The 273-nt window shown below is 67.8% G+C and carries 1 pseudogene; it reads left to right on the forward strand.

What is annotated here, in order from left to right:
* Nucleotides 1-273: pseudogene (locus EOD29_RS36285) on the forward strand (hypothetical protein); the annotation flags it as partial.

Below are 273 nucleotides of genomic sequence, written 5' to 3' on the forward strand. Positions count from 1 at the left end.
GGCGGCTGGCACCGCAATCGCGGGCGCATTCTGCGTCTGGGCGCCCATGGTCATGCCAAGCCGCAGGTGTTGATTGCCGGCCTGGACCAGCCCAACGGCCTGGTGTCGGGACCGGACGATACCCTCTACGTCGGCGTGTTGGGCAAGATCGTCCGCTTTGATCCCAGGGCTGCCGATCCGTCCGCTACGGTGAAGGATGTGGTGGTCGGATTGCCCGGCACCGGCCGGCACCCCCTGACCGCAATGGCGACGGCATCCGACGGCTCGCTGTTC

It is taken from the genome of Mesorhizobium sp. M1A.T.Ca.IN.004.03.1.1 (assembly GCF_003997555.1).
In the GTDB taxonomy this organism is placed as follows: domain Bacteria; phylum Pseudomonadota; class Alphaproteobacteria; order Rhizobiales; family Rhizobiaceae; genus Mesorhizobium.